This is a genomic window from Curtobacterium herbarum (assembly GCF_016907335.1).
GTDB classification, from domain to species: Bacteria; Actinomycetota; Actinomycetes; order Actinomycetales; family Microbacteriaceae; genus Curtobacterium; species Curtobacterium herbarum.
In genome coordinates, this window is sequence record NZ_JAFBBT010000001.1 from 778,347 (window position 1) to 800,855 (window position 22,509).

Sequence of the window (22,509 nt, forward strand, 5' to 3'; positions counted from 1 at the left end):
CGTCAGGAGCGGACGAACTCCGTCATGATGACCTTGCCGGTCTGCCAGTTGTGCACCGGACGGAACCCGTGCTCCGCGAGCACGGCCTTCAACTCCGGCCGGATCGTGCGCGACGTGCCACCGACGTACCAGACGGTGTCGATGTCGCCGAGTCGAGCGGGGACCGTCGAGGCGAGGTCCGCGTTCCGGTTCCAGAGCACGCCCTGGTCGGCCCCGTCCGCGCCGACGGCCAGGTCGGTGAGGCCGGCGAACGCCTCCGGGTAGGAGACCTTGATGATGTCCGCGGTCGTGGTCGGGTGCCGGTAGACGCTGCCGAAGACGACGCCCTCGTTGGCGTTCGGACGGGAGGCCCGCTCGGCGCTGATGATCGACGCCGCCTGCGACCAGGTCGAGCCGGACTTCGCCTCGGTCCCCTTCACGGTGACCGCCGTGGGCACGGACAGGACGACGAGGGCCGCGACGGCCACCGCGAGCAGCGCCTTCGGTCGGATCATCGTCAGGGCCAGTGCGATGAGCACCGCGACGAACGGCAGGCTCAGCGACGCGTACTTGGGGGAGTAGAGCCGCTCGCCCAGCGCGGTCGCGAGCAGGAGGACCGTGGTCGGGACGACGACGAGCGGGAGCGCGACACGGACGGCCTGCGCCCGGACGACGGCGCGCGCCGCCGGCACGCCCCGACGCGCCTGGACCAGTGCGGTCCCGACGCCGATCGTCATGAGCGTCCACGCCATCGCGGCGTACGGGCCGGAGGCGCCGAACCACGCCGTCGAGAAGACCTGCCCGAACGTGCCGGTGCCGATGCCCTTGATCCAGCCGATCTGCCTGGCCTGCGACGACACCACGAGGACGAACGGCGCGACCACGACGGCAGCGGCACCGGCGGCGACGGCCCACCGGACCAGGACGTGACCGGTCACCAGCGGAGCGCCCGGCATCCGGCCGGTGCGCGAGACCGTCGCCAGGCGCAGGTCGTGCCGCTCGGCGAGCAGGGTCCACACCAGCGCCACGGCGTGGGCGACGACCGCGAGCGAGAGGTACACGTTGAAGGCGACCGAGACGACCGCGAGCACGCCGTAGGCCACCCACCAGCCGATCGCGCGGCCCTGCCGACCGTGGCGGAGCGCGGTCAGGCCGACCAGCGTCAGGCAGACCGACAGGGTCGTGATCGTGGCGTACGGGCGGCCCTCGGTGCCGGCCCACTGCACGCGGGGCAGGAGCAGGAACACGATGCCCGCCGTGATGCCGAGTCGCTTGCCGCCGATCCGACGACCCAGGGCGACCACGAGCGCGGCGGCGACACCGATCGCCAGCGCGCTCGGCAGTCGCAGCGTGAAGGGGGTGTAGCCGACCAGCCAGAACCAGGCGTGGATCAGCGCGTAGTAGAGACCGTGCACCGCGTCGACGGTGTGCAGCTCGGCCCACAGCTGGGGCCAGGACCGCTGCGCGCTGGTGACGGTCGCGGCCTCGTCGTACCAGAGCGACGGGACCCACGAGAAGGCGGCCGCGACGACGACGCCGAGTGCTCCGATGGTGAGCTCCGGGGTGCGGACGGCGGTGGTCGCGGCGGCCGACACGGCACCGCGGAGACCGGCACGGACCGGCACGTGGCGCACCGCGTGCGGGACGCTGATGCTGCCGGTACGGGGAGAACTCACGCCGGAGACGGTACCGAGCGCCGCTGGACGGGAGCCCGACATCAGGCCCTCGGAGCCGGTGAGTGTCCACAAGCCGAAGGTCGGTGTCGCACAGTTAAGGTCGACGTCATGACGCAGCTCCGGATCCGTGACGCCGCGACGTACCTCGGGGTCAGCGACGACACCGTGCGCCGACTGGTCGAGGGCGGCACCTTCAGCCGTGCGACCGACGCCGTGGGGCGGGCGGTCGTCGACGGTCGGGAGCTCGCCGAGTACGCCCGGTCCCGCGGCGACCAGCTCGCCGACCCCTCGGGCGTCCAGAGCTCGGCACGGAACCGGTTCGTCGGCATCGTGACCGGGCTCGTCGTCGACACCGTGATGGCCCAGGTCGAGCTGCAGTGCGGTCCGCACCGGGTCGTCTCGCTGATGAGCTCCGAGGCGGTGCGGGAGCTCGGGCTCGAGATCGGCTCGGTCGCGGTCGCCTCGGTCAAGGCCACGATGGTCACGGTCGAGACGCCGGGCCCGGAGGAGGACGCATGACCGTCAGCACCGCGCGCCGCCGGCTCGGCTCACGGACGGCGGCGCTCACCGGCTCCGGGCCGGACGTCCTCGAACGGCTCGGTCGGGCGCGGGTCCTGGTGGTCGGTGCCGGCGGTCTCGGTGCACCGGTCGTCGCGTACCTGGCGGGCAGCGGGCTCGGACGCCTGACGATCGTGGACGACGACGTCGTGGACGGCTCGAACCTGGCCCGGCAGACGCTCTTCACGACCGCGGACGTCGGCGTCGCGAAGGCCGAGGTCGCCGCGGCCCGGGCCCGCGCGGTCGACCCCGAACTCGACGTCGTCGCGGTCGTCGGTCGGTTCCGGCCGGAGCACGTCGCCGGGCACGACGTCGTGGTCGACGCCGCCGACGCGGTGGACGTCACGCGGGCGATCTCGGACGCGTGTGCGCCGCTCGGCATCCCGTTCGTCTGGGGGACCGTGCTGGCCTACGACGGGCAGGTCTCGGTCTTCCGCGACGCCGGGGACGACGGCGTCGACTTCCACGACCTGCACCCCGAGGTCCTGCCCGACGAGGGCTCGTGTGCGGTCGACGGTGTCCTGCCGGCACTCTGCGGGGCGGTCGGGTCGGTGATGGCCGCGCAGGTGACCGCCCTCGTCGCCGGGCTCGGCGACCCGCTGCTCGGCCGGCTCCTCACGGTCGACGCACGGCGCTGGCGGTGGACCGAGAGCCCGATCCGACGCGGGCCGGCGTCGCGACGCCCCACGGGCCTCCCGGCCGGAGCTGCCGGAGCGGCCGCAGCCGGCGGCCCAGCCCCCGCCGCCCCGCGCATCGCGCCCGCAGCCCTCGCCGCCCGCCTGGCCAACCCGGCCGACACCCTGACCCTCGTCGACGTCCGCACCCCCGAGGAGTGGGCCACCGGCGTCATCGCCGGGTCGGTGCACGGGGACGCCGTGCTGCCGGACGGGGACGTCGTCGTCACCTGCGCGCGCGGGCCGCGGGCCGACGCGTGGGCGCGGACCGTCGGGAGGCCCGTCACCGTCCTCGACGGCGGCATCGACGCCTGGCGACGTGAGGGCCGGCCACTCACGCTGGAGTGAACCGCTGCTGCGGGTAGGATCGTCGAACCTGACCGCACCTGCGGAACCCCAGTTCGCGAAGAGAAGGCCCACGATGCAGCAGCGCACCCCGGTGACGACCGTCCTGACCACCGCCGTGCTGCTCGCGCTGGCGCTCGGCGGATGCGCGAGCACGCCGGCCGCCGGGGGTGCCAGCACGACCCCGGGGCCGACGTCGAACTCGATGCCGACCGGGTCGATCACGGTCTTCGCCGCCGCGTCGCTCCAGAAGACCTTCACCGCCCTGGGGCACGACTTCGAGCAGGCGCACCCGGGCACCACCGTCACGTTCTCGTTCGCCGGATCGAGCGACCTCGTCTCGCAGATCCAGAACGGCGCACCCGCCGACGTCATCGCCTCGGCGGACGAGGCCACCACGGCGAAGCTCGGTGCGGGGACCCTCGCCAGCGGTTCGCCGCGGGACTTCGCCACGAACACGCTCGAGATCGCCGTCGCACCGGGCAACCCGGACCACATCCGGGACCTGGCGGACCTGGACGACTCCGGCGTACAGCTCGTGACCTGCGCCGCACCGGTGCCCTGCGGTGCCGCGACGGCCGCGGTGGAGCGCTCGAGCGGGGTCGACCTGCACCCGGTGAGCGAGGAGCAGTCCGTCACCGACGTCCTCGGCAAGGTGCGCTCCGGTCAGGCCGACGCCGGCATCGTCTACCGCACCGACGTGCAGGGCGCGGGTGGGGACGTCGACGGGGTGCCCTTCGCGGCCGCGGACGACGCGGTGAACACCTACCCGATCAGCGTGCTGCGGGACGCGGCGAACCCCGGGCTCGCCCAGGCCTTCACGTCGTACGTCCTGTCCTCGGCGGGGCAGCGGACCCTGCGCGCCGCCGGCTTCGGGAAGCCCTGACCGACGTGCCGGACACACCGCGTGGCCGCAGCCGACGCAGCCGCCCGGCGGGCAGCACCCGCCGCAGCCGCCCGGCGGTCCGTGGCCCGGTCCCGTGGTGGCTGCCGGTCCCCGCGGTGCTCGGCGGCCTGTTCGTCGTCGTCCCCGTGCTCGCGATGGTCGGCCGGGTCCAGTGGGGCTCCTTCGTCGCGCTGGTGACCTCGCCCGCGTCGCTGACCGCACTCGGGCTGAGCCTCGGCACGGCGACCGCGGCGACCGGCATCGCGTTCGTCCTCGGGTACCCGTTGGCGGTCCTGTTCGCCCGCTCCCGCTCACGGTGGACCGGGGTGGCCCGCGCGGTGGTGCTGCTGCCGCTGGTCCTGCCGCCCGTGGTCGGTGGGCTGGCGCTGCTCGCCGCGTTCGGTCGGCTCGGGGTCGTCGGGGCGTTCCTCGACGAGCACGGGCTGCGGATCGCGTTCACCACGGCGGCGGTCGTGATCGCGCAGACGTTCGTGGCGATGCCGTTCCTGGTGTCCTCGATCGAGGGGGCGCTCCGCGTCGAGGGCGACCGGTACGAGCGGGTCGCCGCCACGCTCGGCGCCGGTCCGACCCGCACGTTCCTCACGGTCACCACCCCGCGGGTCCTGCCCGGCATCACGGCCGGCCTGGTCCTCTGCTTCGCCCGCGCCCTCGGTGAGTTCGGCGCGACCCTCACGTTCGCGGGCAGCCTGCAGGGCGTCACCCGGACCCTCCCGCTCGAGGTGTACCTGCAGCGGGAGATCGACCCGGACACGGCGGTCGCGCTCGCGCTGGTGCTCGTCGTCGTCGCGGTCCTGGTGATCGGGCTGGCCTCGGTCCGGACCCGCGGAGCCGCGCTGTGACCGCCGACCCGGCCGGCCTGGTCGACCCGGCCGGACTGGTCGCCCACGTCGTCCGGCACGACCGCGGCGTCGACGTCGCCCTGCACGTCGGACCGTCCGAGTGCGTCGCCCTGATCGGCCCGAACGGTGCCGGCAAGTCCACCGTGGTCGACGCCGTCGCCGGCCTGCTCGCCCTGGACGACGGCGAGGTCCGCTCCGCCGGCCGGCTGCTCGCCGGCCCGGGCCGCAGCGTCCCCGCACACCGCCGCCGGGTCGGCCTGGTCGCCCAGCGCCCGGACCTGTTCCCGCACCGGAGCGTCCTGGCGAACGTCGCCTTCGGTCCGCGGGCTGCCGGACGCTCCGGCCGGGAGGCCCGCCACACCGCACGCCAGGCCCTGGCCGCCGTCGGGGTGGCCGACCTGGCAGACCGCGCCCCCGGGACCCTGTCGGGTGGGCAGGCGCAGCGCGTCGCGATCGCCCGGGCCCTGGCGGCGGACCCGGCGGTCGTCCTGCTCGACGAACCGACCTCGGCACTCGACGTCGGCGCACGGCAGGAGGTCCGGGCAGCCCTCCGCACCGCCGTCGCCGGCCGCCCGAGCCTGCTCGTCACGCACGACCCGGTCGAGGTGATGGCCCTCGCCGACCGCGTCGTCGTGATCGAGGACGGCCGTGTGGTCGAGGAGGGGCGCCCCGCCGACGTCCTCGCCCGACCGCGGAGCGCCTTCGCGGCGACGTTCTCGGGCCTCGTCGTCCTGCACGGGACGGCGACGGCGGACGGTCTCGTGCTCGCGGAGACGGTGCCGGACGGTGCGGGGAGCCAGCCCGACGCCGGGGGCCGGCTGGTGTCGGGGACGCACGGCGTGCCTCCCGGCCGTGCCGTGTCGGCCGCGCACCACCCGACCGCCGCCGTCGTCACCCGTGCCGACCACGACGACCACGGCGGGCTGCTCCGCACCGTCACCGCGCTGGAGCCGCGGGACGGTCTGGTCCGAGTGCGGGCCGGGGAGCTGACGGCGGACCTGACGCTCGCGGCGGTCGCGGCGCTCGGACTGACACCGGGGACGCCCGTGCGGGTGTACGTGCCGCCCGCCGAGCTCACGGTCTGGGAGCGCTGATCGGCCCTGCGGCCGGGCGGCTACCCGCCGGCGAAGGGCGGCATGACGTCCACGACGCCGACGCCCGTCAGCGAGGTCGAGCGGTCACGGGTGGTGACCCCGTCGACCAGGTAAGAACAGCGCTCCTGCAGTGCCGACCACCGGTCGGGGTCCGCGGCGGCGACCTGCCGGAGGGCGTCGTCGAGCGAGTCCGCCCTGACGGTCGTCTCGTCGAGCCCGACCGCGGCACGGGCGGCGGCGAAGAAACGCAGCGTGGTCATGTCGGTCATCCTCCGATCGCGCTCATGCCCCGGGTGGGGTGCACGAACCCGTCGCTGTCGTCGCCGTGGTCCCGCGGCTTCGCCCACATCGCCCGACGCCAGCGGTCGAGGACCACCCCGTCGTCGGCGCCGGCGCGCAGCGGGCCGAGCAGGTCGACCTCGTCGTCCGAGAACAGGCAGCTGCGGACGTGGCCGTCGGCGGTCAGGCGGGTGCGGGTGCAGTCGGCACAGAACGACTCGGTGATGCTCGCGATGATGCCGACCGTGCCGAGGTCCTGTCCGGTCGCACGCGACCGCACGCGGTAGCGCTCGGCCGGAGCGCCGTTCCGCGGGGCCTCGTCGGGGGTGAGCTCGTGGTCGACGCTGAGGATCTCGCGGATCTGCACGGCGGTGATCATCGTCGACGCGTCCCAGGCGTGGCCCGGGTCCAGCGGCATCTGCTCGATGAACCGCAGCTCGTGGCCACGTTCCAGGCACCAGGCCAGCAGCTCGGACGCCAGGTGGTCGTTGACCCCGCGCATCAGGACCGCGTTGACCTTCACCCCGAGTCCGGCGTCCGCGGCGGCCGCGATGCCCTCGAGGACCCGGTCCAGGAACGGTCGGCGGGTGACCTCGGCGAAGACGTCCGGGTCGACGGTGTCGAGCGAGACGTTGAGCCGGTGCAGTCCGGCGGCGCGGAGGGCGGCGGCGCGACCGGCGAGCCCGATGGCGTTCGTGGTGAGCGAGAGCTCCAGGTCGGGGTGGGAAGCTGCGCTCCGGGCGATCACGTCGACCAGGTCCTTGCGGAGCAGCGGTTCGCCGCCGGTGAAGCGGACCTTGCGGATGCCGAGCTGCTCGGCGCCGAGGCCCACCAGCCGGGCGATCTCGTCCGCGGACATCAGGGCGGCGTCGGGGGCGAAGGGCAGCCCCTCGGCCGGCATGCAGTACGTGCAACGGAGGTTGCAGCGTTCGGTCAGGGACACCCGCAGGTCCACGGCGTACCGGCCGAAGCGGTCGACCAGGCCGGGGTCGCCGGCGGGGCGCGGGGGCAGGTCGGTGCGGTCCAGGGGGCCGGGCGCCGGCGCCTCGGGGTGGACCCGGCGCATCAGGTCCGACGTGGGGAGGAGTTGCCCGGGCGATGCCTGACCCGTCGTCGACTGCGGCTGCCCGGACGTGGACTGCCCGGACGTGGACTGCCCGGACGTGGGCGGCATCTGGCCCGTCGAGGGCAGCATCTGGGCCGGCATCGCCTCAGGATACGGTGCGCTCGCTCCGATCCGGGTGGACCCCGTCGTGGAGCGCCCGGTCGCGGCCGAGCAGCCGGTCACGCCAGCGCAGCCAGTCCTCCCGGCGGGTGCGGACCAGGGTGACGACGAGCACGACGGCGATCGCCGCGAGCAGCCACCACCGGTAGGCGACGACCGAGGGCCACACCCCGCGCAGCGCGATCGCGAGGGTCAGGGCCAGCCACTCCCACCGGCCGGAGAGCACCACGAAGGGGATGAGCAGCAGCGCGTACCAGGGGTAGCGCGGGGTCACGGCGAGGAAGGTCACGCCGATCATGAAGACCTGGCCGGACCAGGGGTTCGCCGGGTCGGACAGCCGCCAGGCCAGCACCGCGGCGACGAGCACGACGAGTCCGACCACGACCGTGGCGGCGTCCCCGGGCAGGACCTTCGCGACCAGGGCGAACCGGGAGCCGTCCTCGTAGCCCTCTTCCGACAGGTAGCCGGGCAGGTAGCCGAGCACCTTCGGACCGGTCGTCAGCACGTACGGCACGTAGAGCAGCCCGAACACGGCGATGCCGACCGGGATCGCCCACCAGCTGCGCCACCGCCCGAGGAGCGCCGGGTAGACGATCGCCGGGATGAGCTTCGTCGCGGTGGCGGCTCCGAGCGCGATGCCGCCCCAGATCGGCCGGCCGAACGCGACGAGCACGGCGCCCGCGGTGGCCAGGGCGGCGCCGACGACGTCGACGTGCGAGTTCGTCACGGCCTCGGCGGCGACGAGCGGCGACCAGGCCCAGAGCGCGGCCCACCAGGTCGGACGGCCGAGACGGCGGAGGACGACGAGCAGGCCGATCGTGACGCCGAGCGAGACGACGAGCCCGGCGAACTGGAACGGCAGGTACTGCGCGGTGGCGGGGACGAACGCCCGGACGAGCGCGAACCACAGCTCGGCCATCGGCGGGTAGATCGTCGGCACGTCGGGTCGGTTGATCGCCGTGCAGTGGCCGAGCCGACCGTCGCCGAGACCGCGGAACCGGGGCTTGATGTCGTCGCACGTGCCGTTCACCTTGTCGGGGAACAACCAGTCCGGGCGGAGGTGCTGCAGCACGTCCGACTGCGGGGTGTGCAGGTACGGCGAGATGCCCGCGTGCTGCACGATGCCGTCCCAGGCGTAGCGTGCGGAGTCGGTGCTCGTGTTCGGTGGTCCGATCAGGGCCGCGATGCCGACGATCACCGCTCCACCGAGGACGATCCGCGTCACCAGGTGCGGGGGCACGAACCTGAGCGCCAGCACGGCGCCTGCGAAGACCGTCCAAGCGATGAGGGTCCACGCAACGAATGGAGAGCGATGACCCTCCCGGAGGAACCCCAGATGCGTGACACCCACCGCGATGACGATGCCGAGCACCAGCACGCCCACGACGGCGAGCACGGTCGGGACGAGCGCTCGTCGGTCGGGACGGGTCGGACGCAGTCGTTCGCTCATGGTCCGACGACAGTAGCCGGGGTGCAGCGTCTGATGCGCCACACCCGCGACGCGATGGCCTCGCCGAACCGCACCGCCCGCGGCGCCGTGGTCACCGGCCGCCTGCTCGGCATCGCGTTCCTGGTCTGCTTCCTGACCGGCGTCTACAGCCACCTGCTGCAGGAGCCCCTCGGCTGGATGCGGTTCCCGACCCGGCCCGTGCAGCTCTACCAGTTCACGCAGGGCCTGCACATCACGGCGGGCATCGCGATCATCCCGCTGCTGCTCGCGAAGCTGAACATCGTGATGCCGGCGCTCGTGCAGACCCCGCCGGTCCGGAGCGTCCTGCACCTGCTCGAGCGTGCGTCGATCGCGGTGTTCGTGGCGTCGGCGCTCGTGCAGGTCGTCACCGGGCTGCTCAACACCTACCAGTGGTACCCGTGGCCGTTCCCGTTCCGCCAGGTGCACAACGCGCTGGCCTACGTCCTCATCGGGTCGCTGCTCATCCACATCGGCACGAAGCTGCAGATCATCACGCGGTACTGGCGGAAGCGCGACTCCTTCGACGCCCAGGGCCGCTTCGTCGCGGACCCGACGGTGGGCAGTGAACTGCCCGATCCGAACCAGCACGATCCGGACCGGCCCGGACAGGAGGCCCGTCCCGGCTCCGCCTCGACGTCCCGCGGGTTCGTCGGTCGCCTCCACCGCTGGATCGACGGGACTCCCGCACCCGAGCCGGTCCGTGTCGCCCACACCGACACCGACACCGACGCCGCGCCGGCCGCCACTCCTGCTGCCCCGACCGCCGCCGCCACCGCGACCGCGGACGGTCGCCGCCAGCGCGTCGCCCGCCGCGGGTTCATCGCCGGTGTCTCCGCGGCCACCGCGGGCGTGGTCGCCCTGACGGTCGGGCAGTCGTCGGTCCTCGGCGAACCGTTCAACGTCTTCGGTCCCCGCAAGCGGCACCTCGGCCAGAACGGGCTGCCGGTGAACCGCACGGCCCGCGCCGCCGGGGTCCTGGCCACCGCGACCGCCGCCGACTGGGTGCTCACGGTCGCCGGCCCCTCGGTCAGCCGCACGTTCTCGCGCGCCGAGCTCATCGCCCTCGGCCAGACCGAGGCGCGCCTGCCGATCTCCTGCGTCGAGGGCTGGAGCCAGATGGCGACGTGGAAGGGGGTCCGGATGCGTGACCTCCTGGCTGCGGTGCAGGCCGATCCGAACGTGCACGTCCGGGTGACGAGCCTGGAGCGGCACGGCGGCTACCGGATCATGGAGATGGGGCCGGAGTACACCGCCGACCCGACGACGCTGATCGCCCTCGAGCTCAACGGCGCGAAGCTCGACCTGGAACACGGGTTCCCCGCCCGGATCATCGCGCCCGGACGTCCGGGTGTGCTGCAGACGAAGTGGATCGAACGGATCGAGGTCATCGCATGAGCACCGCCGTCGTCGACAACCGGGTCCGCACGGCCCGCATCGTGCTCGTCGTCCTGGGCGTGCTGGTCCTGGCGTTCGGGGCCTGGGTCCTCGTCACCTCGGTCCGTCCGAACCGGATCGGTGGGCTGGCGACCTGGCTCCTCGGCGCCGTCGTGCTGCACGACGCGATCCTGTCGCCGTTCGTGCTGGCCGTCGGCATGGGCCTGCGCCGGGCCGGCCGGTCCCTCCGCACGTGGGTGCTCGTCGTGGTGCAGGCGGCCATCGTCCTCGGCGCCGTCCTGGCCCTGGTCGTCCTGCCGGAGATCGCCGCGAAGGCCCACGGCACGAAGAACGACACCGTGCTGCCGTTCGACTACACGACGCGGTTGCTCGTCGTCGAGGGGGTCCTGGTCGCCGTCGTGGTGATCGCCCTCGTCGTCGGTGTGGTCACGGCTCGGCGTCGGTCGGACCAACCTGTGGTTGCAGCGACAACCTCTCCCTAGGATGAGAGCATGACCGACGACACGCCCTGGCTCTCCCGCGAGCAGCTCCGGGCGTGGATGGGGTTCGTCGCGGTGATGGAACTGCTGCCGGCAGCGCTCGACCACCAGCTGCAGCGCGACGCCGACCTGACCCTGTTCGACTACATGGTCATCGCGATGCTGTCCGAGACCGAGCTCCACACGCTCCGGATGTCGGTGCTGGCCTCGGCCACGAACGCGTCACTGCCCCGGCTGTCGCACGTGGTGTCCCGGCTCGAGAAGCGCGGGCTGGTCGCACGCTGCCCCTCCACCGAGGACCGCCGGGCCACCGACGTCCGGCTCACCGACGCCGGCTTCGACCACATCGTCGCCGCGGCCCCCGGGCACGTCCGGACCGCCCGCCGCCTGGTCATCGACGCGCTGTCGGACGAGCAGGTCGCCGAGCTCGACGGGATCTCCCGCGTGCTCCTCAGCCGCGTCGACCCCGAGGGACGCTTCGCCGCGGTGGCGAACATGCCCGCGGACGAGCCGACGATCTGCGAGGGGCGGCTGACCGGCACCGCCGACGACGGCTTCCCGGACGTGGCCGACGGCGTCACCTACCGACTCGCGACCCGCGACGACCTGCCCCTGCTGCGCCGTGCGAGCCTCGACGCGATGAACTGGTCGGCCGAGCGGTTCACCGACGCCGACCTCGACCGGCCCGAGTTCGCCCACTACTCGGTCGCCTTCGACCCGGACCGGACCCCGGACGACCAGACCGACGGGCGCCCCGCCGACATCGGCGTCGTGGCGTCCGACGACGACGGGCCGCTCGGCGTCGCCTGGGCCGTGCACCTGCCCGCGAGCGACCCGGGCTACGGCTTCGTCGCCGAGGACGTGCCCGAACTCACCCTCGCCGTCGACGCCCGTGCCCGCGGCCGCGGTGTCGGATCAGCCCTGCTCGCCCGGCTCGTCGCCGCCGGACGGAGCGCCGGCTGGCCGGGGATCAGCCTGAGCGTCGAGGACGGCAACACCGGCGCCCGGATCCTCTACGAACGCATCGGCTTCCGCACCGTCGGACGGAACGGCGACTCCGACACCATGCAGTTGGTGTACTGACCGCCGCTAGGCTCCCCGGTATGAGCCATGCCGCCGACCAGCCCGACGAGACCTACAGCTACCTCGGACCGGCCGGCACCTTCACCGAGGCGGCCCTGAAGCTCGTCGAGGCCGCCGCCGGCAAGCCCTGGCGGAGCGTCAACAACGTCGGCGAAGCCCTCGACGACGTCGTCACCGGTCGCTCGGTCGGTGCGGTCATCGCGATCGAGAACAGCGTCGACGGCGGGGTCAGCGCCACGCAGGACGCCCTGGCCCGGATCCCCGGCGTGCGGATCGTGGGGGAGTACCTGGTCCCCGTCGACTTCGTCCTCGTCGCCCGCCCCGGCACCGCGCTCGCCGACGTCCGCACCGTCAACGCCCACCCCGTCGCCTACGCGCAGACGCACCGGTGGCTCGAGGCGAACGTCCCGGGGCACGGGCACATCCCGGCCTCGTCGAACGTCGCCGCGGCGGCCGAACTGCTCGCGGAGCACTCGGTCGCAGACGCTGCCGTCGCCCCGCCCGGCATCACCGACCACTACGACCTGGCGGTGCTCGCGGAGTCCATCGGCGAGAACGCCAGCGCCGTCACCCGGTTCGTGCTCGTCTCGAAGACGCTCGCACTGCCGGAGCGCACGGGTTCAGACAAGACCAGCGTCGTCGTGGAACTGCCGAACGAGCACCCCGGCGCCCTGGTCGACATGCTCGAGCAGTTCGCCACCCGGGGCATCAACATGGGCCTGCTGTCGTCGCGGCCGATCGGCGACGAACTCGGGCGGTACCGGTTCGTCATCGACCTCGACGGCCACGTGCGGGACGAACGGGTCGCGGACGCGCTGCTCGGACTTCGCCGGTTCAGCCCGCGGGTGACGTTCCTCGGGTCGTACCCGCGGGCGGACGGCGTCCGGGCCGAGGTCTCACCCCGCTACTCGGACCAGGCGTTCGTCGAGGCGCGCGACTGGTTGCGTGCGATCGTGAGCGGCGAACCGGACGCGAGCTGAGCCTCCCGGCCCGATCTGCCGGAACGGGACGATCCGCCGTCCGGCGCCGCCGTCACGAACGCGGCGTCCGGCGGCGGGTCGCCCGCGTCTGGTCCTCGGGACCCGCGACACGGACGGTCAACCCACCCGGGTCGATCCGCGCGCGGAAGGCGACGACCTCGCCCACCGGGTCGCCGTCGATCTCGAACTCGTCCGGACGCTCCAGGCGGGCCGTGAACTCCTCGCCGCGCAGGTAGCGCAGCGGGCGCTCCTCGCGCGCCTTCGTGACGATGCGCTTGCCGATCTCGGTCTTGCCGAGCGCGGACCGGCGGACCGAGCGGAGGATCGCGTTCTCCCACAGCATCCGGGCGGCGATCCGGAACCAGCCGAAGAAGCCCCGCGGACGCATCACGACGATGTCGAACACACCGTCGTCGATCTCCGCGTCGGGCAGCAGCGTCGCACCGGCCTGCAGCATGCCGCAGTTGCCGACGATCAGCGAGTGCGCGCGGACCGAGCGGTTCGACTCGCCGTCCAGGCGGTACCGGAACTCGAACGCACTGGCGTCCCGCAGCGACCGCACCAGGGAGTCGACGTAGGCCAGCCAGCCGACCTTCTTCTTCAGGTCGTCGTTCGTGTTCGCGAGCATCCGGGCGTCGAGACCCAGGCCGGCCATCACGAGGAACCCGAACTGCTCGCGCGAGCCGTCCTTCCGCTCGACCCCGACCGTGCCGAAGTCGATCGGCCGGTCCTCGCCGTGGAAGATCGTGTGCGCGCTCGCACCCAGGTCGTCGATCGGCGCCGGGATGTTGCGGGCGAGCAGGTTGCCGGTGCCGCTCGGCAGCAGCGCGAGGACCGCGTCGGACCCGTGCACGACCTCGGCCACCGCGCGGACCGTGCCGTCGCCACCCGCCGCGGCGATCACGTCGGCGCCGGCCTCGAGGGCCTCGCGGGCCATGCCGCCGCCCGGGTCCTCCTCGCTCGTGGCGAACCACTTCGTCTCGGCCCAGCCGGCCTCACGCTGGTACCGGTTCACGGTGCGCTTCAGCGTCGGCAGGTGGACCTTGACGGGGTTGTAGATGACTGCGGCGGTGCGCTGCTCCGTTGCGGGGGCGTCCTCCGGCACAGCGGTGGCATCCGAGGGCGTCGACATGCCGACAACGCTACCGAACAGGTGCTGCGCAGTCCGGAACGCGGCCAGCCGGCAGCCGGGAGGCGCGGATCAGCCGAGCACGGGCCTCCCGTCCGGTGGTTCACCGGCTGGTCACCCGTGGCTGGGTAAGGTGGTCGGGTGATCGACCCCCAGCTGTTGCGCGACGAACCGGACCTCATCAAGGCCTCGCAGGCGGCGCGCGGCGCCTCCGTCGACGTCGTCGACGAGGCCGTCGCAGCCGACGCCGCCCGACGGGCGGCCATCACCGCGTTCGAGGCACTCCGTGCCGAGCAGAACGCGTTCGGCAAGACCGTCGCGAAGGCCCCGAAGGACGAGAAGGCCGCGCTCGTGCAGCAGGCCCAGGCGCTGTCCGCGAAGGTGAAGGAGGCCCAGGCCACCGTCACCGCGGCCGAGGACACCTTCAACACGGTCGTCCGCTCGATCCCGAACGTCGTCATGCCCGACGTGCCCGCCGGCGGCGAGGACGACTTCGTCACGCTCCGTACCGTCGGCACCAAGCCGGAGTTCTCCTTCGAACCGAAGGACCACGCCGACCTCGGGGAGTCCCTGGGCATCATCGACATCGCCCGCGGCGTCAAGGTCTCCGGCTCGCGCTTCTACTTCCTGCGCGGCATGGGTGCCCGACTCGAGATCGCGCTGATGTCGCTCGGTCTCGACCGCGCCGTCGCGCACGGGTTCGAGCCGCTCATCACGCCGACGCTCGTGCGCCCCGAGACGATGGCCGGCACCGGCTTCCTCGGCGAGCACGCCGCCGAGGTCTACCGTCTCGAAGCCGACGACCTGTACCTGACCGGCACCAGCGAGGTCGCCCTCGCCGGGTTCCACGCCGACGAGATCCTGCAGTTCCCCGCCGGCGACGACCAGGCCCTCCGTTACGCCGGCTGGTCCACCTGCTACCGCCGCGAAGCCGGGTCCGCGGGTCGCGACAACCGCGGCATCCTCCGCGTGCACCAGTTCAACAAGCTCGAGATGTTCGCCTACGTCCACCCGGACCAGGCCGACGCCGAGCACCAGCGGCTGATGTCCTACCAGGAGTCGATGCTGCAGGACCTCGGGCTGCACTACCGCGTCATCGAGACCGCGGCCGGCGACCTCGGCACGAGCGCCGCACGCAAGTACGACCTCGAAGCGTGGGTCCCGACGCAGGGCACCTACCGCGAGCTCACCTCGACGTCGAACTGCACGACCTTCCAGGCCCGCCGCCTCGACATCCGCTACCGCACCGAGAGCGGCAAGACCGCCCCGGTCGCCACGCTCAACGGCACCCTCGCCACCACCCGCTGGCTCGTCGCGATCCTCGAGACCCACCAGCAGGAGGACGGCTCGGTCGTCATCCCCGAGGTGCTCCGCCCGTACCTCGGCGGCGTCGAGGTGATCGAGCCCCGATGAGCTCGTCACGCGGATTCGTCGACGGTTCCGAGGCGTCGGGGTCGGGCCTGGCTGCGGCTGCTGCGGGCTCGGGCGAGGTCGCGCGGGTCAAGCGCTGGCTCGTCGCCCTCGACATCGACGGCACCACCATGCGTGAGGACGGCGTCGTCACCGACACCGTCGTCCAGGCCGTCCTGGACGCCGAAGCCGCCGGACACGAGGTCATGCTCTCCACCGGTCGCAGCGAGGGCATGACCGTCCCGCTGCTCGACCGGCTCGGCATCCAGCCGAAGTACCTGGTCTGCGCCAACGGTGCCCTGACCCTCAAGCGCATCGAGACCGGCGCCTACGAGCGCGTGCACGTCGAGACGTTCGACCCGACCGAGGTCCTGCGGACGATCCGCGGTGCCCTCGAGAACGGGGCCTACGGGGTCGAGGACGAGACCGGGCACTACCTGCTCTCCGGCGACTTCCCCGACGACACCATGACCGCCGCTGGCGACCACGTCGCGTTCGAGCGGCTGCTCGGCGTCCAGGCCACCCGGGTCGTCGTGATCTCCCCGGAGCACGGCCTCGAAGAGTTCCTGGACATCGTCGACAAGATGGGGCTGCACAAGGTCTCGTACACGGTCGGCTGGACCGCGTGGCTCGACATCGCGCCCGAAGGGGTCACCAAGGCGACCGCCATGGAGCGCGTCCGCGAGTGGCTCGACATCCCGCGCTCCCGCGTCTTCGCGGCCGGCGACGGACGCAACGACATCGACATGCTGCGGTGGGCCTCCACCTCAGGCCGCGGGGTCGTCATGGGGCAGGCGCCCGACGACGTCGTGGACGCGGGCAACGAGCTGACGGGCGGCGTCACGGACGACGGGCTCGCGGCGGCGCTCGACACGTTGCCGCGCTGACGGCTGGCTGCTGTTCGCTGGCTGACGGGCGCTGGCTGCGCGCGGGCCGGGAGGCTCGGTAGACTGCTCGGGACCCGGTCACGTCTCGCCACGTGGTCGGGTCACGGAGGGTTGTCCGAGCGGCCGATGGAGCCTGTCTTGAAAACAGGTGGGCAGAGATGTCTCGTGGGTTCGAATCCCACACCCTCCGCAGGGGGATTTCGGAATTTCCGACGGAGAGGTCTCGGAAACTCGACCCACTTCCGCGTTGTTACGGGGAAGAGCGATTGCGATCTTGGGCGACGAGTCGCGGAAACCGGAACCGGTTTCTGGGAATCGCCGCAGTCCGCCCGCAGTCGAAGGATGCCTGATTGGGCCGCTGATCTGGGTTCTTCTCGCTCGTCGTCGTTCAGTTGAGGTCCTATGCAAAATCGGCCGTTCCCGGGGCAGGTCGGCGGTGTTGAGCTTGGACGCGGTCGCGGGGTCGCGCTGATCCGCGCAGCGAGGCAATGACTCTGGCGTAGCGGTTCTGGCTACCGACGTGTGGGGCTTACGCCTAGTGGGCGGAGCCGTACGTGATCGTGGAGGAGTTGCCGTCCGCGAGGTCGGGATACGCGCTTCGCGCCGCGCGGGCCGGTCGGTCGGTTCGGCGGTGCGCGCAGGCAGGTCAGCGGTTCCCGAAGCGGGTGTCGTCGGATTCGTGACCCTGCGAGACGGAGGGCCTTCGAGGTGGCCCTCCGTGCGCAGGGCGTCGCTTTGGCATCTGATGGTGTTCGCGCCGCAGGTGGTGACGTGCATCAGCTGGAAGCAGCCGCTCCGAACGACGCGGTGCCCGAGGCGTTGAGGTTCCAGACCGACGACTGGGAGCGGCATTGGGCGGCGCAGAGCCTCCAACTCCGCGGCGTCGTCGGAAACTCGCGTCGCGGTGCGTCGGCGAGTCTGGCTGGCTGGCTGGCTGGCTGGCTGGCTGGCTGGCTGGCTGGCGGGCGGGCGGGCGAGGAACGCGTTATCGATCTGCGTGCCAGGCGCCGGGCGCCCTCGGCGAATGAAGGATTTTCGCGACAGCCGGTGCCTGCGTCACCCTTTGGGAGCGTTCATGGCTTCACAGACCGCTCTTACGCTTTGCTTGGCCTGATCCGCCGTGAGGTACGTGGCGGAGCGAGGGGACTTCTGGTGCGTCTGAGCCGACTGTTTACGCCGACTCGTCTTGTGATCGTCGCGGCCACCGTTGTGGCGGCGCTGACGGGGGCTGTTCTCACCGCGCCGGGGGAGCTAGCGGCTGCGGACACTGCTACGGGAGCACAGTTTGTCGCATCCGCGGGGCGGATCCTTGACACGCGGAACGGCATGGGCGGCTACAAGACCGCCATGCCGGCGAACACGTGGCGCACGGTGCAAGTGACTGGGAAAGCTGGAGTGCCGTCGTCGTCTTCGGTGACTGCTGTGGCACTGAACCTGACCGAGGTCAGTCCGAGTGGCTTGGGGCAGGTGTCCGTGCGCCCGAACGCCAACACTGCTGCGACCCTTGTGGGCACCTTCGACGGCGGTGACCTGGGGACCACGTCGAACCAGGCGGATGTCGCGGTGAACAGTGACGGCACGATCCAGGTGGAGACCAACGCGTCCACCCAGCTCGTGGCCGATGTCGAGGGGTACTACTCCACTGGCTCGTCGGCGGCCGGTGGTTATGTGCCGATCGCTGGGAAGCGCTACGCCGGCGATCAAGCCATCGCAGCGAATGGCAACTACACCGTGCAGATCACCGGCGTGAACAACATTCCCAGCAACGCCACCGCCGTGGTCGCGGACTTCGTGGTGAAGAACAAGGGGACGGATCAGGGTTACATCGCCCCCGGTCCAGCAGGGTCAATCGTCCCGACGACCTCGCTGAACTATCCGGGTGTAGCGAACGTCGCAACTGCCATCAGCGCACACGTGCAGTTGAGCGCTGACGGCAAGCTCGAGGTGTGGAACCGCAACGGGACCGCCATCGCAGTCAACATCGACGTCGAGGGCTACTTCGTCCCGGGATCGTCGACTGCTGGGTCGTTCACGCCGGGTTCCGGCCGCGCCTACGACACGCGGGTGAAACCGCACGTCTCCGTCCCCAAGGGCAAGACGATCACTGTCCCGTTGGGTGACACCCATGGGGTGCCGAGCACCTCGGATGGGTTGTCGTCAGTCGTCGTCGACCTCATTGCCATCCACGCATCAACCGACACCGCCGGCTTCGCCCGAGCATGGGCTGACGGCACAGCGGAACCAAACATCTCGGACGTCGAGTACGCACCAGACTCGATCCGCTCGAACACCAACACCGTCCCGGTCGGGCTGGACGGCGCAATCGAGATCCACAACCTCGGCACAGCCTCGGTCGACTTCGTCGTCGACATCGAGGGATGGTATGCCGGGGGCGCTTCGACGATGTGCGCGAGCGATACCGACTCGATCCTCGGCGAAGCCGCGGATACTACGACCCCGACAGCCGGCGCCTCAGAAGGCGACCCGGTCCTCTCGGCGGTGCTGACCAACTCGCTCGCCGGACGAGTGAATGGACAAATTTTTGTGGTCGACTCCTCAGGGAAGACCGTCGACGGCTCACCCACGGCCACCGAGACAGTTGACAACGGGTCAGCCATCACCTTCCACCTGCCCGCCAAGTACATCCAGGCCGGAGCGAAATACACGTGGTGGGTCCACGCGTACCAAGACGACGCCTGCGCGGCGCAGGCCACGTCTGCCAAACACACGTTTGTTGTTGGCACCCCTTCTCCGACGGCCGCACCTTCGACGCAGACGATGAGTATCACCGGAGACTCGCTCACCACGGCGACGGCGCCCGACGGACAGCAGGACTGTGATGGAGCACCATGCAACCTCACGACCGGCGCTATCTCGCTGGGTATGGATGGACAGAACGCGGACCACATCACCGCCCTGCACGCCAACCTCGGCGCACTTCCGACAGGCGCAACGATCACGTCGGCGTCGTTGAACCTCACTGCGAGCGGGTGCTTCGGCGAATCCTGCTCGAGCGGAACGCTTTCCATCGCGCAAGCTACACAGAATGTCGGCGCGGCGGCCTCTGGGCTCGACATCGCCGCGACGCCAGCAGACAGCCCGCTGACGTTCCCTGAATCTGCCTCGACCACGAGCTACGACATCACCACCATCGTTAATGACTGGTACGACAGCAACGGTGCCGGTAACCTCGGCGCGGTACTGTCGGAATCCAACACCGCAAGCGGCGCCACAGGTGAGAACTACTACGGGCCCGCATCGCTAGAGACGCCGGCATCAATCACCATCACGTACGTGGCGGCGACCATTCCCGGGGCGACGCGTGCACTGACGGCGACAGGCGGGGACGGTGGGGTCATTGCAGCATGGGATTCGCCGACCAACGCAGGATGGTACGACACGACGGGCTCGACCGACGGCGTCCGCTCTTACACAGCTTCTGTCCTCACTGCGGCGGGAACGGTTGTTTCCACAAAGACGGTGTTCAAGCCTCGTGTCGTGTTCACCGGTCTGACGAACGGGAGCGCATACACAGTCAGCGTGGTCGCCAACAATCCCGTCGGCTCTGGGCAAGCGACGGTCTCCAGCAGCGTCACGCCGGTCGCCGTCGCCAACGGACCCTCTTTGTACGCCTTCGCTGTTCAGAACCTCGTCGACGCGGAAAGCAAACTCGCCTCGGGAAGTGAGGCGAGCACGTCCGATGCGCTCAGCGGCGCATCTGCAGCAGCCGTGGTGACCCCAGCGCTCGGTGTGCTCAGCACCGGATATCTGAACCAGTACGACGCCGAATCGGCCAATGATCAGCAAGACACGAACGACGTCACCAAACTCACCGATGTGCTCGCGATCCCAACGGCTACCGGGGTGACATTGCTCGCGACCGCCACACAGACCTACACGACTGTGGATACGAGCAGCGGCTCAGCTGAGAGCGTGGACGGGGAGTCGGACGACGACGGTGCCTACCTCTTCACATTGGACGGCACAATTCCCACACTGCGCGGGTACGCCGACCAGGAAGCCCTTGTGCAGCCGGTGACGACGAGCGCCGCCGACAGCGCCGAGGACGCAGCCGGGTGGGCGGCAACTGAGAATCCTGATCTCGGCTCGATATCGACTACCGGTTACCAGGGGCCGGCGGGTGGCAGCATCGTTGCTGGCGTTGCCCGGACGCGCAACCTGACGACTGCAGCGCGCGGCACGACTGGCCCAACGGTGGACGTCGCTGGCGTCGCTGCGTGGGCTCTGAGGTACTCGAAGGAGAGTGGAAAGACCAATTGGTTCAGCCCAGATTGCACGAACTTCGTGTCTCGAGCACTTCACTGGGGTGGATTGGCCAACATGGTGAACAACGAGATGACCCAGCACATCTCTCACGACTCCAACCGGTGGTTCATCGACCGAGCATTCGGTCGGAATGCGTTCTACTCGATGTCCTGGGGTCACCAACCGGAGAACTACAACTTCCAGCTCAGTCACGGGGCAGTGAGCGTCGGCAGGAGCAGCGTGAAGCCGGGATACATCGCATACGTAGCCTTCAAGGGCGGCGGGAAGAGCGGAATCGACCACGCCGCGATTGTGACGAAGGTCACAGCAGGCAACATCTACGTGTCGCAACACTCTAAGAACAAGACCAACGAGCCGGTTTATGGCAGGGGCCAGACGTGGGCAGGACTTGACCCACACATGAGCGGCCCCTACTGGGTGAACCCTTATGGAATCTAATATGAAATCAACGAGCAGGTTGGTGCGAGCTGTGTCTCTTACCGGGATCGTGATGTTCTCGTTGGGGGCGCTCGTCGGGTGTGCGGGATCCAACGCGCCGTCAGACGCGGGAGGGGAGCCATCCGAGGCGTCGCAGATTCACGCACGGGACGCGGTCATCGCTGGACTCAAGCGCGCCGATGAGAGTCAGTTCATCGCCGCTGCGAGCAAAGCGAATCGATCTGAGGCAAGAGTCGCCTGGTCAACCTGCAAGTCGGTCGTTGGGAAGCCGGCGAAGGTCACCTATGACGATGGGGTCGAGCCGAGCATCATCGGCGTGATTTTGCACCCACACGACCGTGCCCTCAAGAGGTGCTGGGTGACTCTCAGCTGGGCGAAAGGCCAGGGGTGGGACATCGCGGCAGAACTCACCCACAAAGACGGTTAGGCACAAGACAAATTCGAAGCTGGTCACGTTTCTTCTCGAGCAGCGTTCGCCGACGCCTGCGGACGCTCGTTCGCAAACATGACGCGGCGGCTCGGTGGACGGCCAGCTGGTCGGCTACAGCCGCGAACGCGGACTGTCGACCCGTCTTCAAAGAGCCATTGCAAGGTGAGGTCGGAGCGAGGCGGTTGGAGCTTCGCTACCCCATCGGCTTGCCCAAGGCTGCCGCATGCGACCATTCTTCAAGCTCAGCTCGACACGGAGGCGCTGCACTTGCGCGTCGGGCTCAACGAAGCGGCCGGCATGTCTATCGACGAAGTCGCCGAAGATATCGACGACGCAGCGCAAGTCTTCGTCTTCGCGTAGTACCTCGGGCACGAAGAAGACCGCCGATGGCAGGACGAGGAAGACCGGCCGAACGCCCGAGTAAGGCGGTTGGGCTGTGGCAGCCCGTCCACTATCGATATCGAGCTGTTGCCTTCGGCTCTTCATGCACGACGTACGCCGGCTGCGCGATGGCCGCCGTCTCTGTCCTGCTTGTGGTGTCCAGAGTCTTCAAGAACACTGCTGAGGCCGTCGGCCGGCTGGCCGACGCGAACAGGACGGATGCGGAGGCGGAAGCGATTCGTGCACGGACCGCGCGGAAGGATGGTTCGCAACCATGCAACCGTGTCGCCGCTGCCATGGTTCATGTTACCGATCGGCTTCCAGACTCAGAGGTCTCGCACGCGCTTGTCGAAGTCGCGATCTCGGACTGAGGCGCTGCGAGAACTCGTGGAGGACTACGCCGACCCGCCCGTGTCGAAGAACGACGTCCTCGAGACGCTCCGGCGGGCAGGTGTCCCGCGCTTCGTCGAGGACGTCCGGCGTTGCCTCTGAACCGCGGCGGCGACTGAGGGGGTCCTCGCAGAGCCCCGGGTGACAGCGCTCAGCCGACCTAGCGTCGAGGG

18 protein-coding genes and 1 tRNA gene are annotated in these 22,509 nt (G+C 70.7%); 14 read left to right on the forward strand and 5 right to left on the reverse strand.

What is annotated here, in order from left to right:
- Positions 1–2: 2 nt before the first annotated feature.
- Entirely contained in the window at positions 3–1,655 is a 1,653-nt protein-coding gene (locus tag JOD51_RS03825; RefSeq protein WP_204607104.1) for a glycosyltransferase family 39 protein, read from the reverse strand.
- 108 nt (positions 1,656–1,763) lie between these two features.
- On the opposite strand from JOD51_RS03825, the gene JOD51_RS03830 reads away from it, so the two are divergent.
- From JOD51_RS03830 to JOD51_RS03850, 5 genes are all read left to right on the forward strand, one after another.
- Complete coding sequence (locus JOD51_RS03830) at positions 1,764–2,174, forward strand: TOBE domain-containing protein (RefSeq protein ID WP_204607105.1); 411 nt, start codon at positions 1,764–1,766, stop codon at positions 2,172–2,174.
- A complete protein-coding gene (locus JOD51_RS03835) occupies positions 2,171–3,235 on the forward strand; it encodes a ThiF family adenylyltransferase (RefSeq protein ID WP_204607106.1) in 1,065 nt (354 codons plus the stop codon). Before JOD51_RS03830 ends, JOD51_RS03835 begins: the two co-directional genes overlap by 4 nt.
- Before the next feature lie 73 nt (positions 3,236–3,308).
- Entirely contained in the window at positions 3,309–4,118 is an 810-nt protein-coding gene (modA, locus tag JOD51_RS03840; protein WP_204607107.1) for a molybdate ABC transporter substrate-binding protein, read from the forward strand.
- Positions 4,119–4,123: 5 nt separating this feature from the next.
- Positions 4,124–4,978, forward strand: a complete 855-nt coding sequence (locus JOD51_RS03845; protein ID WP_372377614.1) for an ABC transporter permease — start codon at positions 4,124–4,126, stop codon at positions 4,976–4,978.
- A complete protein-coding gene (locus tag JOD51_RS03850) occupies positions 4,975–6,072 on the forward strand; it encodes an ABC transporter ATP-binding protein (protein WP_259559277.1) in 1,098 nt (365 codons plus the stop codon). Before JOD51_RS03845 ends, JOD51_RS03850 begins: the two co-directional genes overlap by 4 nt.
- A 20-nt stretch (positions 6,073–6,092) precedes the next feature.
- On the opposite strand, the gene JOD51_RS03855 is transcribed toward JOD51_RS03850, so the two are convergent.
- The 3 genes from JOD51_RS03855 to JOD51_RS03865 form a co-directional block, all read right to left on the reverse strand.
- Positions 6,093–6,332 (reverse strand): MoaD/ThiS family protein, encoded by a 240-nt coding sequence (locus JOD51_RS03855; RefSeq protein ID WP_204607108.1) that lies wholly within the window; start codon positions 6,330–6,332, stop codon positions 6,093–6,095.
- A 5-nt stretch (positions 6,333–6,337) separates the two neighbouring features.
- The gene (moaA, locus tag JOD51_RS03860) at positions 6,338–7,417 is read right to left on the reverse strand and encodes a GTP 3',8-cyclase MoaA (protein ID WP_204610780.1); all 1,080 of its coding nucleotides are present in this window, start codon (positions 7,415–7,417) and stop codon (positions 6,338–6,340) included.
- 145 nt (positions 7,418–7,562) lie between these two features.
- Positions 7,563–9,026: a glycosyltransferase 87 family protein gene (locus JOD51_RS03865; protein ID WP_204607109.1), complete on the reverse strand. Its 1,464-nt coding sequence runs from the start codon at positions 9,024–9,026 to the stop codon at positions 7,563–7,565.
- 21 nt (positions 9,027–9,047) lie between these two features.
- Between JOD51_RS03865 and JOD51_RS03870 the strand changes: the two genes are divergently transcribed.
- Genes JOD51_RS03870 through pheA form a run of 4 tightly spaced genes read left to right on the forward strand, consistent with a single transcriptional unit; the run spans position 9,048 to position 12,984 of the window.
- Positions 9,048–10,442 carry a molybdopterin-dependent oxidoreductase gene (locus tag JOD51_RS03870; protein WP_259559279.1) on the forward strand — a complete coding sequence of 465 codons (1,395 nt, stop codon included), beginning with the start codon at positions 9,048–9,050 and terminating at the stop codon, positions 10,440–10,442.
- Entirely contained in the window at positions 10,439–10,924 is a 486-nt protein-coding gene (locus JOD51_RS03875; protein WP_204607110.1) for a hypothetical protein, read from the forward strand. The genes JOD51_RS03870 and JOD51_RS03875 overlap by 4 nt, the downstream gene beginning before the upstream one ends.
- A gap of 9 nt (positions 10,925–10,933) precedes the next feature.
- A complete protein-coding gene (locus JOD51_RS17485; protein ID WP_307839388.1) occupies positions 10,934–12,004 on the forward strand; it encodes a GNAT family N-acetyltransferase in 1,071 nt (356 codons plus the stop codon).
- A 20-nt stretch (positions 12,005–12,024) separates the two neighbouring features.
- On the forward strand, positions 12,025–12,984 hold the full coding sequence (gene pheA / locus JOD51_RS03890; protein ID WP_204607111.1) for a prephenate dehydratase: 960 nt from the start codon (positions 12,025–12,027) through the stop codon (positions 12,982–12,984).
- A 52-nt stretch (positions 12,985–13,036) separates the two neighbouring features.
- Here pheA and JOD51_RS03895 read toward each other — a convergent pair whose 3' ends face one another.
- Positions 13,037–14,116 (reverse strand): diacylglycerol/lipid kinase family protein, encoded by a 1,080-nt coding sequence (locus JOD51_RS03895; RefSeq protein WP_204607112.1) that lies wholly within the window; start codon positions 14,114–14,116, stop codon positions 13,037–13,039.
- 138 nt (positions 14,117–14,254) lie between these two features.
- Between JOD51_RS03895 and serS the strand changes: the two genes are divergently transcribed.
- The 5 genes from serS (at position 14,255) to JOD51_RS17690 (ending at position 22,438) form a co-directional block, all read left to right on the forward strand.
- Complete coding sequence (serS, locus tag JOD51_RS03900) at positions 14,255–15,526, forward strand: serine--tRNA ligase (RefSeq protein WP_204607113.1); 1,272 nt, start codon at positions 14,255–14,257, stop codon at positions 15,524–15,526.
- On the forward strand, positions 15,523–16,410 hold the full coding sequence (locus JOD51_RS03905; RefSeq protein WP_204607114.1) for an HAD family hydrolase: 888 nt from the start codon (positions 15,523–15,525) through the stop codon (positions 16,408–16,410). Before serS ends, JOD51_RS03905 begins: the two co-directional genes overlap by 4 nt.
- 105 nt (positions 16,411–16,515) lie before the next feature.
- Positions 16,516–16,600: transfer RNA gene (locus tag JOD51_RS03910), tRNA-Ser, on the forward strand.
- A gap of 581 nt (positions 16,601–17,181) precedes the next feature.
- Positions 17,182–21,135 carry an amidase domain-containing protein gene (locus JOD51_RS03915; RefSeq protein ID WP_204607115.1) on the forward strand — a complete coding sequence of 1,318 codons (3,954 nt, stop codon included), beginning with the start codon at positions 17,182–17,184 and terminating at the stop codon, positions 21,133–21,135.
- Positions 21,136–22,249: 1,114 nt separating this feature from the next.
- The gene (locus JOD51_RS17690) at positions 22,250–22,438 is read left to right on the forward strand and encodes a VapC50 family PIN domain-containing toxin (protein ID WP_486303359.1); all 189 of its coding nucleotides are present in this window, start codon (positions 22,250–22,252) and stop codon (positions 22,436–22,438) included.
- Positions 22,439–22,509 lie beyond the last annotated feature (71 nt).

Excerpts from the sequence above, each read along its gene's own strand:
- modA (WP_204607107.1), top strand. The coding sequence starts at position 3,309 with ATGCAGCAGCGCACCCCGGTGACGACCGTCCTGACCACCGCCGTGCTG.
- JOD51_RS03895 (WP_204607112.1), bottom strand. The coding sequence starts at position 14,116 with ATGTCGACGCCCTCGGATGCCACCGCTGTGCCGGAGGACGCCCCCGCA.
- pheA (WP_204607111.1), top strand. The coding sequence starts at position 12,025 with ATGAGCCATGCCGCCGACCAGCCCGACGAGACCTACAGCTACCTCGGA.
- JOD51_RS03875 (WP_204607110.1), top strand. The coding sequence starts at position 10,439 with ATGAGCACCGCCGTCGTCGACAACCGGGTCCGCACGGCCCGCATCGTG.
- JOD51_RS03865 (WP_204607109.1), bottom strand. The coding sequence starts at position 9,026 with ATGAGCGAACGACTGCGTCCGACCCGTCCCGACCGACGAGCGCTCGTC.
- JOD51_RS17485 (WP_307839388.1), top strand. The coding sequence starts at position 10,934 with ATGACCGACGACACGCCCTGGCTCTCCCGCGAGCAGCTCCGGGCGTGG.
- JOD51_RS03835 (WP_204607106.1), top strand. The coding sequence starts at position 2,171 with ATGACCGTCAGCACCGCGCGCCGCCGGCTCGGCTCACGGACGGCGGCG.
- moaA (WP_204610780.1), bottom strand. The coding sequence starts at position 7,417 with ATGCGCCGGGTCCACCCCGAGGCGCCGGCGCCCGGCCCCCTGGACCGC.
- JOD51_RS17690 (WP_486303359.1), top strand. The coding sequence starts at position 22,250 with ATGTTACCGATCGGCTTCCAGACTCAGAGGTCTCGCACGCGCTTGTCG.
- JOD51_RS03905 (WP_204607114.1), top strand. The coding sequence starts at position 15,523 with ATGAGCTCGTCACGCGGATTCGTCGACGGTTCCGAGGCGTCGGGGTCG.
- JOD51_RS03830 (WP_204607105.1), top strand. The coding sequence starts at position 1,764 with ATGACGCAGCTCCGGATCCGTGACGCCGCGACGTACCTCGGGGTCAGC.
- JOD51_RS03855 (WP_204607108.1), bottom strand. The coding sequence starts at position 6,332 with ATGACCACGCTGCGTTTCTTCGCCGCCGCCCGTGCCGCGGTCGGGCTC.